At 64.5% G+C, this 13,834-nt stretch carries 13 protein-coding genes; 8 read left to right on the forward strand and 5 right to left on the reverse strand.

The genetic code is table 11. The features are described from left to right. Positions 1–85: 85 nt before the first annotated feature. A complete protein-coding gene (locus BM315_RS07355) occupies positions 86–1,093 on the reverse strand; it encodes an NADP-dependent oxidoreductase (protein WP_090499362.1) in 1,008 nt (335 codons plus the stop codon). Between the two features lie 226 nt (positions 1,094–1,319). Here BM315_RS07355 and BM315_RS07360 point away from each other — a divergent pair, with 226 nt between their 5' ends. Beyond that, positions 1,320–2,081, forward strand: a complete 762-nt coding sequence (locus BM315_RS07360; RefSeq protein ID WP_090499364.1) for an SDR family oxidoreductase — start codon at positions 1,320–1,322, stop codon at positions 2,079–2,081. Between the two features lie 124 nt (positions 2,082–2,205). Here BM315_RS07360 and BM315_RS07365 read toward each other — a convergent pair whose 3' ends face one another. The 3 genes from BM315_RS07365 to BM315_RS07375 form a co-directional block, all read right to left on the reverse strand. Continuing rightward, positions 2,206–3,396 carry a benzoate/H(+) symporter BenE family transporter gene (locus BM315_RS07365; protein WP_090499366.1) on the reverse strand — a complete coding sequence of 397 codons (1,191 nt, stop codon included), beginning with the start codon at positions 3,394–3,396 and terminating at the stop codon, positions 2,206–2,208. Next, complete coding sequence (locus BM315_RS07370) at positions 3,397–4,011, reverse strand: LysE family translocator (RefSeq protein WP_090499368.1); 615 nt, start codon at positions 4,009–4,011, stop codon at positions 3,397–3,399. It lies immediately after the preceding gene. A 300-nt stretch (positions 4,012–4,311) separates the two neighbouring features. Continuing rightward, entirely contained in the window at positions 4,312–4,773 is a 462-nt protein-coding gene (locus BM315_RS07375; protein WP_090499370.1) for a MarR family winged helix-turn-helix transcriptional regulator, read from the reverse strand. An 82-nt stretch (positions 4,774–4,855) separates the two neighbouring features. On the opposite strand from BM315_RS07375, the gene BM315_RS07380 reads away from it, so the two are divergent. From BM315_RS07380 to BM315_RS07390, 3 genes are all read left to right on the forward strand, one after another. Beyond that, entirely contained in the window at positions 4,856–6,022 is a 1,167-nt protein-coding gene (locus tag BM315_RS07380) for an aminotransferase-like domain-containing protein (RefSeq protein ID WP_090499372.1), read from the forward strand. Positions 6,023–6,064: 42 nt separating this feature from the next. Beyond that, a complete protein-coding gene (locus BM315_RS07385) occupies positions 6,065–6,667 on the forward strand; it encodes a glutathione S-transferase family protein (RefSeq protein WP_090499374.1) in 603 nt (200 codons plus the stop codon). Positions 6,668–6,794: 127 nt separating this feature from the next. Continuing rightward, entirely contained in the window at positions 6,795–7,415 is a 621-nt protein-coding gene (locus BM315_RS07390) for a DUF2238 domain-containing protein (protein WP_090499376.1), read from the forward strand. 5 nt (positions 7,416–7,420) lie between these two features. Here the strand turns inward: BM315_RS07390 and BM315_RS07395 are convergent, their stop codons facing one another. Beyond that, positions 7,421–9,922, reverse strand: a complete 2,502-nt coding sequence (locus BM315_RS07395) for a cation-translocating P-type ATPase (protein WP_090499378.1) — start codon at positions 9,920–9,922, stop codon at positions 7,421–7,423. A 146-nt stretch (positions 9,923–10,068) separates the two neighbouring features. Between BM315_RS07395 and BM315_RS07400 the strand changes: the two genes are divergently transcribed. From BM315_RS07400 to BM315_RS07415, 4 genes are all read left to right on the forward strand, one after another. After that, a complete protein-coding gene (locus BM315_RS07400) occupies positions 10,069–10,515 on the forward strand; it encodes a hypothetical protein (protein WP_244527266.1) in 447 nt (148 codons plus the stop codon). Positions 10,516–10,613: 98 nt separating this feature from the next. Next, the gene (locus BM315_RS07405) at positions 10,614–10,922 is read left to right on the forward strand and encodes a hypothetical protein (RefSeq protein ID WP_090499382.1); all 309 of its coding nucleotides are present in this window, start codon (positions 10,614–10,616) and stop codon (positions 10,920–10,922) included. Between the two features lie 8 nt (positions 10,923–10,930). Next, positions 10,931–12,343, forward strand: a complete 1,413-nt coding sequence (locus tag BM315_RS07410) for a TolC family protein (RefSeq protein WP_212632940.1) — start codon at positions 10,931–10,933, stop codon at positions 12,341–12,343. A gap of 16 nt (positions 12,344–12,359) precedes the next feature. Continuing rightward, positions 12,360–13,772 carry a copper oxidase gene (locus BM315_RS07415; RefSeq protein ID WP_090499386.1) on the forward strand — a complete coding sequence of 471 codons (1,413 nt, stop codon included), beginning with the start codon at positions 12,360–12,362 and terminating at the stop codon, positions 13,770–13,772. Positions 13,773–13,834 lie beyond the last annotated feature (62 nt).

The raw sequence follows: 13,834 nt of genomic DNA on the forward strand, positions 1-13,834 counted from the left end.
AGCGGCGCTTACCCAAAAGGCTGCGGGTCGCGGTGATCCTGAGCGTGCACCCCGCCAGGCGCTCAACGCGTCCCGCTCCGTCGACTCACTCGACCTTGAGCACCAGCTTGCCGAAGTTCTCGCCGCTGAACAGCTTGAGCAGGGTTTCCGGGAAGGTCGCAAGGCCACCGACGATGTCTTCCTTGGATTTCAGCTTGCCACTGGCCAGCCAGCCGCCCATTTCCTGGGCCGCCTCGGCGAAGCGCGGGGCGTAGGTCATCACCACCATGCCTTCCATGCGCGCGCTGTTGACCAGCAGGTTCAGGTAATTGGCCGGGCCCTTGACCGCTTCCTTGTTGTTGTACTGGCTGATCGCACCGCAGATGATCACCCGTGCCCTGAAGGCCAGGCGGGTGAGCACGGCATCGAGGATGTCGCCGCCGACGTTGTCGAAATACACGTCCACGCCCTTCGGACATTCGCGCTTCAGACCGGCGATCACGTCTTCGCTCTTGTAGTCGATGGCGCCGTCGAAGCCCAGTTCGTCGATCAGCAACTTGCACTTGTCTGCGCCGCCGGCGATGCCGACCACGCGGCAGCCCTTGAGCTTGGCAATCTGCCCGGCCACGCTGCCGACCGCACCGGCGGCGCCGGAAATCACCACGGTTTCGCCGGCCTTGGGCGCGCCTACATCGAGCAGGGCGAAGTAGGCGGTCATCCCGGTCATGCCCAGGGCCGAGAGGTACAGCGGCAGCGGCGCGCGCTTGGGGTCGACCTTGTAGAAGCCCTTGGGCTCGCCGAGGAAGTAGTCCTGCACGCCGAGGGCGCCGTTGAGATGGTCGCCGACGGCGAAATCCGGGTGCTGCGAGGCGATCACCTGGCCGACGCCGAGGGCGCGCATCACTTCGCCGATGCCGACCGGCGCGATATAGGACCTGGCATCGTTCATCCAGCCGCGCATGGCCGGGTCGAGGGACAGATAGAGGTTCTTCACCAGGATCTGCCCGGGGCCGGGTTCGCCGACCGGGCTTTCCACGTAGCTGAAGGTGTCGCGGCTGGGCAAGCCGACAGGGCGTTGGGCGAGGAGGAATTGACGGTTGAGCAGGGCGGTCATGATCGGTACTCATTGAACGGAAAGACTTGTGATAGCCCCTGATGGATCTATGGGCAAGGTTTGTCCTGCGGCCGAATAGGCCTTTATCCATTCGGCTGATAGCGGCGCCGGGGGCTAAATCACTACCGTGCATGGAGCCATAACCGCTGGCCTGATAGTGCTGCAGTGCCAGGCTCGGCTCTGGCTAGACTCGGCGCAGACTTTCACGCCTTGTGAGGACACGCAGATGAGTTTGAGTTTTTCCGGCCAGGTTGCCCTGGTCACCGGTGGCGCTGCCGGTATCGGTCGTGCGACGGCCCTGGCTTTCGCCAATGAGGGCCTCAAAGTAGTGGTTTCCGATGTCGACGTGGCGGGTGGCGAAGGCACCGTCGAGCTGATCAGTGCGGCGGGCGGCGAAGCGATTTTCGTGCGCTGCGACGTGACCCGCGATGCCGAGGTCAAGGCCTTGATGGACGCCACGGTCGCCACCTACGGCCGCCTGGACTACGCCTTCAACAACGCCGGCATCGAGATCGAGAAGGGCAAGCTGGCCGAGGGTAGCGAGGCCGAGTTCGACGCCCTCATCGGCGTCAACGTCAAGGGCGTGTGGCTGTGCATGAAGCACCAGATCCCGCTGCTGCTGGCCCAGGGCGGCGGCGCCATCGTCAACACCGCCTCGGTCGCCGGCCTCGGCGCGGCGCCGAAGATGAGCATTTACAGCGCCTCCAAGCACGCGGTCATCGGTCTGACCAAGTCGGCGGCGGTGGAGTACGCGAAGAAGAAAATCCGCGTCAACGCGGTGTGCCCGGCGGTGATCGACACCGACATGTTCCGCCGCGCCCACGAGGCCGATCCGAAGAAGGCCGAGTTCGCCGCCGCCATGCACCCGGTCGGGCGCATCGGCAAGGTCGAGGAAATCGCCAGCGCGGTGCTCTACCTGTGCTGCGACGGCGCCGCCTTCACCACCGGCCACGCTCTGGCGGTAGATGGCGGGGCCACGGCGATCTGATCGCGGTTGGCTCGCTGCACGAACAAAGGCGCCCACTCAGGTCCGGGTTCAATGGCGGCCAAGGCTGAGAGGTGCCCTCCCACAAGTGCCGTACGCGCCCAACAGGGCGCGGCCGAGATCCCGATCAATCCTTGCCCCAGTTCAGAATCGCCAGAGTCAGCAGTCCCGCCACTATCCCCCAGAACGCCGACCCGACCGAGAACAGGGTCATGCCTGAGGCGGTGACCAGGAAGGTGATCAGCGCGGCCTCGCGCTCCTTGGGTTCGCTCATGGCCTGGGTCAGGCCGCCGATGATCGAGGCGAACAGCGCCAGGGCGGCGATCGACAGGATCAGCGCCTTGGGCAAAGCGGTGAACAGCGCGGCGAGGGTGGCGCCGAAGATCCCGGCGATGCCGTAGAACAGGCCGCACCAGATGGCCGCGGTATAGCGTTTTTTCGGGTCTTCATGGGCTTCCGGTCCGGCGCAGATCGCCGCACTGATCGCCGCCATGTGGATGCCGTGGCTGCCGAAGGGGGCCAGCAGCATCGAGGCCAGGCCAGTGCTGGTGAGCAGTGGCGAGGCGGGCACCTTGTAGCCGTTGGCGCGCAGCACCGCCATGCCCGGCAGGTTCTGTGAGGCCATGGCGACGATAAACAGCGGAATGCCGATACTGATCGCCGCGGCGAAGGAGAAGCTCGGCGTGGTCCATTCCGGCGTGGCCAGTTGCAGCTGGAAACGCTGGAAATCCAGCAGGCCGGAGATGCCGGCCAGCAGCGTCCCGACGATCAGCGCGGCGAGTACCGCATAGCGCGGCAGCAGGCGTTTGCCCAGCAGGTAGGCGAGCAGCATGGCCACCACCAGCAGCGGTTGCTGCTCGGCGGCCACGCAGATTTCCAGCCCTATCTTGAACAGCACCCCGGCCAGCAAGGCGGCGGTGATGGAGCCGGGAATACGCCGCATGATGTGGTCGAAGCTGCCGGTCAGGCCGATCAGTACGATCAGTGCCGAGGCGAAGATATAGGCGCCAATCGCCTCGCCGTAGGGCACCCCCGGCAGGCTGGTGATCAGCAGCGCCGCGCCCGGGGTCGACCAGGCGATCATGATCGGCGCGCGGTAGCGCAGCGACAGGCCGATGCAGCAGATCGCCATGCCGATCGACAGCGCCCAGATCCATGAGGAAATCTGCCCGCTGCTCAGCCCCGCGGCCTGGCCGGCCTGGAACATCAGCACCAGCGAACTGGTGTAACCGGTGAGCATCGCGATAAAACCGGCGACCACCGCCGAGGTCGAGGTGTCGGCCAACGGGCGCAAGCGTGTCTGGATTGCTTCGGGCACTTACAGGACTCCATTCACATCGGCAAGAATCGGGTATAGCGAGACGACCAAGAGTAGTGCCATGGCGATGTTGAAGCCGCGTAACACCCGTGGATTGCCCAGCCAGTTGCGCAGCAGGCTGCCGGCCATGGTCCAGAGGCCGACGCTGGGGCAGTTGACCAGGGCGAACAGCGCGGCGATCAGCAGGACATTGACCACGAAATTGTCCTGCGGCGTGTAGGTGGTGATCGCTCCGATGGCCATCACCCAGGCCTTGGGGTTGACCCATTGAAACGCCGCGGCCTGGAGGAAACTGAACGGCTTGCTGCGCTCGCCGACTGTGTTGTCGGGCGCACCGGCGTTGGCGATTTTCCAGGCCAGGTAGAGCAGATAAGTCGCGCCCAGGTAGCGCAGCAGGGTGTAGAGCTGGGGAACCTGCTCGAACACCTGGCCAAGGCCCAAACCTACCGCCATCACCAGGACCATGAAGCCCAGGCTGATGCCCAGCATGTGCGGCAGGCTGCGGCGCAGGCCGAAGTTCACCCCGCTGGCGAGCAGCATCATGTTGTTCGGCCCCGGCGTCACCGAAGTGACGAAGGCAAAGGCGATAAAGGCGATCAGCAGTTCGGTGGTCATGGCGGCGGCACTCGGGGTCAGTGCTTGCCAGCCTAAGGGCGCTGGGGCAGGGTGTCGCGGTACAGCGGGGCAGGCAATGGGCGATACAGTTGCGGCGTGTGTGGCAATAAGCGGTACAGTTGCCACGCCGTTGAAAAACTACCTGGTGTCGCTTTCTGTGGGAGGGACTTTAGCCGCGATTGACCTTGAAGGCGCTGAAAGCATTGCGGCTGAAGCCCCTCCCACGGACCACTGAAAGCGACAAGTCATTCGTGTCGCAACACTAGGTTGCCGGCGTGACGCTAACCATCCTGCCGGCGGTCAGTCTTGTTCGCTCGATAGCGTCCCCGGCAGGCTGTGACCCAGCGCCAGGTTGACCTGCAGCCAGCCATCGACCGCAGTCTCGCCGGCTTCGGTGAAGGCGCGCTGCAGCAGTTTGGCCTGCTCGCGACGCAGGGCCAGTTCCAGCTTGGCGCCCTCTGCGGTGAAACCGAGCAGGCGCTTACGTTTGTCGTCTTCGGCGGTCAGGCTCTGTACCAGGTGCATTTCCAGCAACTGGCGCAACGGGGTATTCAACGCCTGTTTGCTCACGCCCAGGTAGCCGAGCAGTTGTTTCATGCTCAGGCCCGGGTACTTGCCGATAAAAAACAGGATGCGGTGATGCACCCGCGACAGGCCGCGGCGCGCGAGCATTTCGTCGGCCTTGGCGGTGAATGCCTGGTAGCCGAAGAAGAAGGCTTCCATGGCGGCCTGCTGAGTGGTTGGGTTTTTAAGGTCAAGCATATTGACGTATCTGCCTGGCTCGTCGTAGTTTCGGTCAAACAGTTTGACTTATTTTTCTCTGCCTTTGCCACCGGTGACCTGCATGGCCTTCTCCGAACGTGTTGCCCGCCTGAAAAGCTCCCTGATCCGTGAAATCCTCGCCGCGGCGCAGCGCCCGGAAGTGATGTCCTTCGCCGGTGGCTTGCCGGCCGAGCCGATGCTGCCCAAGGTCGAGTGGGCGGATATGCCGACCAGCATGGGCCAGTACGGCATGAGCGAAGGCGAGCCGGCATTGCGCGAGGCCATCGCCGAAGAAGCCCGTGCCCTCGGCGTACCCTGCGAGGCCAGCCAGGTGCTGATCGTCAGCGGTTCGCAGCAGACCCTGGACCTGGCCAGCAAGCTGTTCATCGATCCGGGCACCGAAGTGCTGCTCGAGGCGCCGACCTACCTGGCCGCGCTGCAGGCCTTCCAGCTGTTCGGCGCCGCTTGCATCGCCGTGCCGCAGGAGGCCGACGGCCCGCAGATCGACGCCCTGCGCCAGCGCCTGGAGCAGCACAAGCCGGCGTTCGCGTACCTGATCCCGACCTTCCAGAATCCCTCGGCGGTGCGCTACAGCGAGGCCAAGCGCGACGCAGTGGCGGCCTTGCTCGACGAGTTCGGCGTGACCCTGATCGAGGACGAACCCTACCGCGACCTGGTATTCGACGAAGGCAGCGCCACGCCAATCGTCAGCCGCCTGCACAAGGCCAGTTGGATCTATACCGGCACGGTGTCGAAAACCCTGCTACCGGGGCTGCGCGTCGGCTATCTGATCGCGAGCCCGGATCTGTTCCCCTACCTGCTGCGCCTCAAGCAGTCGGCAGATCTGCACACCAATCGCATCGGCCAATGGCAGGCCCTGCAATGGTTGGGCACCCGCCACTACCGCGAGCACCTGGCCGAGTTGCGCGATTTCTACCGCATCCGCCGCGACGCCATGCAGGCGGTGTTGCAGGAGCACTTCAGCGATCTGGCCGATTGGCAGACTCCCCAGGGTGGGCTGTTTTTCTGGCTGACCCTCAAGCAGCCGCTGGACACCCGCACCCTGCTGGCGCCGGCCTTGGCGCAGAACGTCGCCTTCATGCCGGGAGAGCCGTTTTTCATCGATCCGGATCAGCATCCGGGGCATTTGCGGCTTAACTTCAGCCACGTCGCGCCGGAGCGCCTGAACGAAGGTCTCAAGCGCCTGGCCGAGGTGATCCGCCAGGCCCAGGCCGCCCAGGCAGCCTGATCCAGCAGCACACACGAGAGAAAAGCAGAGGAGCGCAGGGCGATGTACAAGGTCTACGGCGATACCCGTTCGGGCAACTGCTACAAGGTCAAGCTGATGCTGCACCTGCTCGGCGCGGCCCATGAATGGGTGCCGGTGGACATCCTCAGGGGCGAGACCCGGAGCGAGGCCTTTCTGACCAAGAACCCCAACGGCAAGATCCCGGTGCTGGAACTGGAAGACGGCACCTGCCTGTGGGAGTCCAATGCGATTCTCAACTTTCTCGCCGACGGCACGGACTTTCTGCCCAGCGAGCCGCGTTTGCGCACCCAGGTGCTGCAGTGGCAGTTCTTCGAGCAATACAGCCACGAGCCCTATATCGCGGTGGCGCGGTTCATCCAGCTCTATCAGGGCTTGCCCGAGACGCGCCGTAAGGAGTACGAGGAGTGCCATGTGCGCGGCTACAAGGCGCTCAAAGTGATGGAGCAACAGTTGCAGCGCACGCCCTACCTGGTCGGCGAGCACTACTCGATCGCCGATATCGCGCTGTACGCCTACACCCATGTGGCGGACGAGGGCGGCTTCGACCTCGACCCCTATCCGGCCGTCCGTAGCTGGCTCGATCGGGTGGCCAGTCACCCCAGGCATGTGGGCATGCCGGGTTAACCAGGCGTCTCGCTCTGCTCGATGCCCCTGGCATGCCTCGCCGGGCTGCTAGAGTTGCAAGCAGGTCGAATACTCGGCTGCTTTGACACCACCACCTTGGCGGCAGCCGTCCGGAGTGACGCTATCCATGATCGAAACCCCCAGCCGCAAACGCCAGTTGGCACTGATCGCGGGCATACTCCTGCTGGCCTGGCTATGGGCCGCGATCAACCCCCTGAGCCGTGAGGACTGGTTGCTGGAAAACCTGCTGGTGTTCTTTTTCGCGGGCCTGTTGCTGGCGACCTATCGGCGCTTTGCCTTCTCCCTGACGGCCTATTGGCTGTTCGCCCTGTTCCTGGGCATGCACCTGTACGGCTCCCATTACACCTACTCGGAAACACCTCTGGGCTACTGGTTTCAGGAAGCCTTTGCGCTGGGCCGCAACCACTACGACCGTCTGGTGCATTTCTCTTTTGGCTTGCTGCTGGTCTACCCGCTGCGCGAGTTGCTGCAACGATCGGCCGGGCTCAGCGGCAGGTGGCTGGCGATCCTCAGCCTCGCGGTGGTGATGGCCATGAGCGCATTCTACGAACAGGTGGAGATGCTCGCGGCCTTGCTGGTCAGTCCGGAACTGGGCTCGGCCTTCCTCGGCACCCAGGGCGACGAATGGGATGCCCAGAAAGATTCCGGGCTGGCCATGCTGGGTGCCTTGAGCATGTTGCTGCTGCTCGCACTGGGCAAATCGCACAACCCGGCCAGCCTCCGCTGAAATCGTCAGCGCTGCAGCCGCTGCTGCATGCCGACCTTGACCATTTCAAAGAACATCAGCAGCGCGGCGCCGCAGGCGAAAGCCACTAGCCATTGCTCGATAGAGGCGGGCTGAAAAGCAAAAACTCGAGCAATCGGCGTGATGGCGGTAACCATCAGCAACATGGCCAGGGTGCAGCCGAGCACCCACAGGCCTACCCGGGATAGCCCCAGTAGCATCGATCTCCAACCGTGTTCGGGTGAGCGATTGGCGAGAATCAGCCCGGTATTGGCCACCACCAGAGTGATGAAGGCCAGGCCACGGGCCACGTCCTGCGCCAGGCCATTGGCCAGTCCGCTGCGATACAGGATCACCACCACTATGCTGACGCCGAGTCCCTGGAGCATGCCCAGCGCGATGTGGCGCATGCTCACCAGGGGTTCGTTCAGCGCGCGTGGCGGCTGGCGCATCGGATCGCCACGGCCGTTTTCGGCCTCGAACACGATCGAGCAGGCCGGGTTGATCAGCAGTTCGAGAAAGGCGATATGAATCGGCGCCAGCAGCAGGGGCAGCCCCAGCAGGACGGGCAGCAGGCTCAAGCCGATGATCGGCATGTGCACGGCGATGGTGTAGATCAGTGCCTGGCGCAGGTTGGCAAAGATCTTCCGGCCGCGCCGGATGGCCGCGACTATGGCGCTGAAATCGTCGTCGAGCAGCACCAGCGCGGCCGCTTCACGCGCCACATCGGTGCCGCGCTTGCCCATGGCGATGCCGATATGGGCGGCCTTCAGCGCTGGCGCATCGTTGACCCCGTCGCCGGTCATTGCCACCACCTCACCACTGGCCTTGAGGCTTTCCACCAGTGCCAGCTTTTGCTGCGGGCTGACCCGGGCAAACACGCTGGTCGAGCGCAGGCAGTCGGTCAGTTGGCTGGCATCCATCGCGGTCAGTTGGCTGCCGCTGCACACCCGCGTGCTGGCGATACCGGCTGCGGCGGCAATCGCCCGGGCCGTGCGCGGATGATCGCCGGTGATCATCACCAAGCGGATACCGGCACGCTGACACTCGGCGATGGCGGCAGGCACGTCGTCGCGCAGCGGGTCGGCCAGCCCGAGCAGGCCGATGAACTGCAAGGCAAAGTCGTGCTGAATGGCTGGCCATTGCAGGCCGGGTGGATGGCGCGCCTTGGCCACACCGAGTACCCGCAGGCCGCGTTCGGCTAGCCGTTCGGCCTGTTGTAGCACCTGCTGGCATTCGCTTGGCGACAGGTGGCAGAGGTCGACAATCGCCTCGGGCGCGCCCTTGGTGGCGACGAATGCCGGTTCGGCGGCATGTTCCTGCCACAGGTGCGACATCGCCAATTGTGCCGGTGACAGTTCGTATTCGCGCACCAGCAGCCAATCCGGGTGCAGGTGTTCGGTGTTGGCCAGGTAGTCATGGGCGAAGCGGTGAAAGGCTTGTTCCATCGGGTCGTGCGGTTCGATTTCGCTGGCCAGCACCGCGTATTCGAGCAGCTCGTGGAACTCCTCCGGAAGCTCGTCGGTGGTCAACGTATTGACCTCGAGCACCTCGCCGGCGACGTACAGGGCCGCCACCTGCATGCGGTTGTGCGTCAGCGTGCCGGTTTTGTCCACGCACAGCACGCTGGTTTGTCCCAGGGTTTCGATGCTGCTCAGGCGCCGCGTGAGGACCTGATGGTGGGCGATTCGGCGCGCGCCGAGCGCCAGAAAGACGATCATGATCACCGGCAGTTCCTGCGGCAGGATGCCCATGGCCAGGGTGATCCCGGCCAATAACGCCTCCAGCCAGCCACCGCGCAACAGTTGATAGAGCAGCGTCAGCAGCACGCACAAGCCGGCCCCGATCAACGCCAGGCGCTTGGTCAGGCGCGCGATCTCTGCCTGCAGCGGGGCCGACTGCAGGGAGATGTCCTGCAATGACTGGCCGATATGACCGATCTGGGTGGCTTTTCCGGTGGCGCTGACCCGCATCAAACCTTGTCCGCGAACTACCAGGGTGCCGGCGTAAACCTCGCTGCCATCGGCAAATTTGGCCACCGCCGCGGATTCGCCGGTGAGCATCGATTCATCCACCGCCAGTTCATGCGCCTGCAGGAGCAGGCCGTCGGCGGGTACGCGATCACCCTCGGCGAGCATCAGTATGTCCTCGCACACCACGTCGCGCCCGGCGATGCGCGTAGGCTTGCCGTCGCGGATAACCAGCGCTCTGGGGCTTGAAAGGTCGCGCAGAGACTCCAGGGCGCGCTCGGTATGGCGCTCCTGGAGCACCGTGATGGCGATAATGATCAGCACGAAACCGAGCAGGATCAACGCCTCACGCGGGTCGCCCATGCTCAGGTAAATCGCCCCGGCACCCAGCAACAGCAGGAACATCGGCTCGCGCAGCACGCTAACGGCGATGCTGAACAGGCTGCGGCGCTGATCGGTGCCCAGCTCGTTGGGACCTTCGGCACTGAGGCGGGCGGCGGCTTGATGCTGGCTCAGGCCGCAAGGCAGTTCAATACTCATCGGTTCCCCTGGATGTGGGTTGTCGCGCCATTCGCTGGACCCGTTCGGCAGCGGATCTGCAGCCCTGCCAAGGTGTTTGCAGATCCAGTGCCACGCGCTGCTGCAGACCATGGGCTATTTGCAATTATGGACAAGCCGCCGAATCGGTGGATAATCCGCAGGTCTCGACTTCTCTGCCGGCCCTCTCGAACACTATGCGCAAACCGCTGCGAATTGCCTTGATCTGGATGCTGATGCTCGCCCTCCCGGCGCAGAGCATGGCGGCGATCGGCATGCAGTTGTGCGCAGTGGTCAATCAGGCTGGGGCGGTCAGTCAGGAAAACCAACAGACGGCCGCGCATCATCCAGGGGCTGTGGCCATGGCTCACCACGGAGCTGTTGCCTCCGACCCTGGCGCCGCTGGCACCACGCAACCGAGCGACAACCGCATGTGCAGCCTGTGTGCCTTCTGCGTCGGTGCGGTTGCGTTGAACAGCGTGGTGGTCGGTAATCCACCGCTGCAAGCAGTCGAGCCGTCTCTGGCCCGCCCGCAGCGTTTGCTCGGCTTCGTTGCCGACACTCCCGAACGTCCTCCTCGTTTTCTTCTCGCCTAAGCCAAACCGCGCCTGCAGTCCCGAGCGGCGCATTTAGCTCATTCACGGTCTTTGCCTGTCATCTGCAGGCGTGCCGTTCTCTGCGAGAACATCCGATTATGCGTTTTCTATTTGCCGTTCGGCCGAGGCTTGTGTGCCTGGCCTTGCTGGCTGTGCCCGCGGGCGTCTGGGCCGAGTTGGCCAACCCGCTGGATGCCGAGGCCGCCACGCCGGCCCTGAACTATCAATCACCGCTGAGCACCTATCAGGGGCTGGCCGACGAACCGCCGCAGGATTGGCGCGAGGCCAATGATCTGGTCGGTCGCATCGGCGGCTGGCGCACCTATGCGCAGGAGCCCTGGGAACAGCCGGCTGCTGCGGATGCGCCGAGCGAGCCCAGTCCACCCAGCCAGAATGGCGATCACTGAGGATGCGTATGAACGGATTTATACGGGTGCGTCAGCTGGGGCTGTGCGCCGGGTTACTGCTGCTGGCCGGCTGCGCCAGTTTTTCCCGGGATGGCGGTTTTGCCGTGGTCGAACAGGCCGCCGAGCAGCAGCTGGACAAGCAATTGAGCTGGAGCAAGACCCCCGAAGAGCGGACAGTCGTGGCCGAGCGGGTCACCGAGTTGCTGGCCCAGCCGCTGTCGGCGGATGCTGCGGTGCAGGTTGCCCTGCTCAACAACCGGGGGTTGCAGGCTAGCTTCGATCAGTTGGGTATCAGCGAGGCCGAGCGGGTCCAGGCCGGACGCATCCCCAATCCGGGGTTCTCCTTCGGCCGCCTGGAAAAGGGCAGCGAGGTGGAGTACGAGCGTGGCCTGCACGTCAATCTGGCGCGGCTGATCGCCATGCCGATGACCTCCGGCATCGAGGCCAAGCGCTTCGAGCAGGTGCAGCGGCAGACCAGCCTGGCGGTGTTCGAACTGGCCAGCCAGACGCGCAAGGCCTGGTACCGCGCGGTGGCGGCCGAGGAGAGCCTGGGCTTCATGCGCCAGGTGATGGACTCGGCTGAAATCGGCGCCGAGCTGGCCCGACGGCTGGCGGCGGTGGGCAACTACAGCAAGCTGCAACAGGCCCAGGAGCAGAGCTTCTATGCCGAGACCGGCTTGGCCCTGATCCGCGCCGAGCAGGCGCGGGTGCAGAGCCGCGAGCAGTTGACCCGGCTGCTGGGCCTGTGGGGCGAGCAGATCGCCTACCGCCTGCCCGAGCGCCTGCCCGAGTTGCCGGCCCAGGTCGAGCAACTGCCGGATGTCGAGCACCAAGCCATGGCCCAGCGCCTGGATATCCAGGCCATGCGCCTGGATGCCGAGCGTCTGGCGCGCAACCTGGGGCTGAGCAAGACCACGCGCTTTATCAACGTGCTCGAGTTGGGTGCGATCAGCAACAAGTCCAATGAGGAGCCGACCCAGCGCGGCTATGAGATCAGCGTCGAGTTGCCATTGTTCGACTGGAGCGGCGCGCGGGTGGCCAAGGCCGAAGCGCAATACCGGCAAATGCTCAACCGTGCGGCCGAGACCGCGATCAATGCCCGCTCGCAGGTGCGCGAGGCCTATCTGGGCTATCGCTCGGGCTACGACATCGCCCGCCATTACCGCGACGAGGTGTTGCCGCTGCGGCAGCGCATCGCCGAGGAGAACATCCTGCGCTACAACGGCATGTTCATCAGCACCTTCGAGCTGCTGGCCGATGCGCGTAAACAGATTCTCGCGGTCGACGGTTACCTGCAGGCCCAGCGCGACTTCTGGATCGCCAAGGCCGACCTGGACATGAGCATGCTCGGTGCAGCGAACCTCTCCACCAGCGCGGGCGCCGCCATGAGCGCCGCCGCCGATGAGCCCGCCGGGCACTGATCAAGGATTACTGAAAATGGTTTCTCGACGTGATTTTTTCCTCGGCGCCGGCGCGATCACCGCGGCGGTCGCCACCTCGGCGGTCAGCCGGGTGTCCCTGGCCGGGCTGCCGGAAGCGGTGATCCAGACCAAGGCCGACACCATGCCGCCGCTGCAACCGCAAAACGGGCGGCCCTACAACCCGGTAGTCACCCTCAACGGCTGGACCCTGCCGTGGCGTATGAACAACGAGGTCAAGGAGTTCCACCTGGTCGCCGAACCGGTGGTGCGCGAGCTGGCACCGGGCTACAAGGCCCATCTGTGGGGCTACAATGGTCAGTCGCCGGGGCCGACCATCGAGGTGGTCGAGGGCGATCGGGTGCGCATCTTCGTCACCAACAAGTTGCCCGAGCACACCAGCGTGCATTGGCACGGCCAGCGCCTGCCCAATGGCATGGACGGCGTCTCGGGGCTGACCCAACCAGCCATTCCGGCAGGCAAGACCTTCGTCTACGAATTCGTCGCGCGGCGCCCCGGCACCTTCATGTACCACCCGCATGCCGACGAAATGACCCAGATGGCCATGGGCATGATGGGCTTCTGGGTCACCCATCCCAAGGACAGTCATCCGCTGATCAGCGAAGTGGACCGCGATTTCTGCTTCCTGCTCAACGCCTATGACATCGAGCCCGGGGCGGCCACGCCGAAGATCATGACCATGCTCGACTTCAACCTGTGGACCTTCAACAGCCGCATCTTTCCCGGCATCGACCCGCTGGTGGTGCGCAAGGACGACAAGGTGCGCATCCGTGTCGGCAACCTGACCATGACCAATCATCCGATTCACCTGCACGGCCATGAGTTCGAAGTCACCGGCACCGACGGCGGGCCGACGGCCAAGGGCTCGCGTTGGCCGGAGGTGACCACCGATGTGGCGGTGGGGCAGATGCGCCAGGTCGAGTTTCTCGCCGACGAGGAGGGCGACTGGGCGCTCCACTGCCACAAGAGCCACCACACCATGAATTCCATGGGCCACGATATCCCGACCCTGGTCGGCGTCGATCATCGCGACATGACGCGCAAGATCGCCAAACTGATCCCCGATTACATGGTCATGGGCGAACGCGGCATGGCCGATATGGCGGAAATGCAGATGCCATTGCCGGACAACACCGCACCGATGATGACCGGCGACGGCCCCTTCGGCTCGGTGGAGATGGGCGGCATGTTCACCATGCTCAAGGTACGCAAGGAGCAGCAGCCTGGCGACTACCGCGATCCGGGCTGGTTCAAGCACCCGGCCGGCAGCGTGGCTTACGAATGGCGCGGCGAATTGGCCACGCCTGCCCGCTCGGGCGAAGCCGGCGGCCAATCCATGCCATTGCAACAGCCGCCCAGCGAGACGGTCGAAGTACAGGTGCGTAAACCCAGCGGTCATGCCGGGCACTGATTTGCAGAAATCCGCAGGAGCGGCCGGGGGCGTTCTGATTTATCCGCGAAGCTTTTCTGCGA

Source organism: Pseudomonas borbori, assembly GCF_900115555.1.
GTDB classification, from domain to species: Bacteria; Pseudomonadota; Gammaproteobacteria; order Pseudomonadales; family Pseudomonadaceae; genus Aquipseudomonas; species Aquipseudomonas borbori.

Bases quoted from the DNA above. Each gene is read 5' to 3' on its own strand.
- BM315_RS07380 (WP_090499372.1), top strand. From the start codon at position 4,856: ATGGCCTTCTCCGAACGTGTTGCCCGCCTGAAAAGCTCCCTGATCCGT.
- BM315_RS07360 (WP_090499364.1), top strand. From the start codon at position 1,320: ATGAGTTTGAGTTTTTCCGGCCAGGTTGCCCTGGTCACCGGTGGCGCT.
- BM315_RS07410 (WP_212632940.1), top strand. From the start codon at position 10,931: ATGAACGGATTTATACGGGTGCGTCAGCTGGGGCTGTGCGCCGGGTTA.
- BM315_RS07355 (WP_090499362.1), bottom strand. From the start codon at position 1,093: ATGACCGCCCTGCTCAACCGTCAATTCCTCCTCGCCCAACGCCCTGTC.
- BM315_RS07395 (WP_090499378.1), bottom strand. From the start codon at position 9,922: ATGAGTATTGAACTGCCTTGCGGCCTGAGCCAGCATCAAGCCGCCGCC.
- BM315_RS07370 (WP_090499368.1), bottom strand. From the start codon at position 4,011: ATGACCACCGAACTGCTGATCGCCTTTATCGCCTTTGCCTTCGTCACT.
- BM315_RS07390 (WP_090499376.1), top strand. From the start codon at position 6,795: ATGATCGAAACCCCCAGCCGCAAACGCCAGTTGGCACTGATCGCGGGC.
- BM315_RS07415 (WP_090499386.1), top strand. From the start codon at position 12,360: ATGGTTTCTCGACGTGATTTTTTCCTCGGCGCCGGCGCGATCACCGCG.
- BM315_RS07385 (WP_090499374.1), top strand. From the start codon at position 6,065: ATGTACAAGGTCTACGGCGATACCCGTTCGGGCAACTGCTACAAGGTC.
- BM315_RS07405 (WP_090499382.1), top strand. From the start codon at position 10,614: ATGCGTTTTCTATTTGCCGTTCGGCCGAGGCTTGTGTGCCTGGCCTTG.
- BM315_RS07375 (WP_090499370.1), bottom strand. From the start codon at position 4,773: ATGCTTGACCTTAAAAACCCAACCACTCAGCAGGCCGCCATGGAAGCC.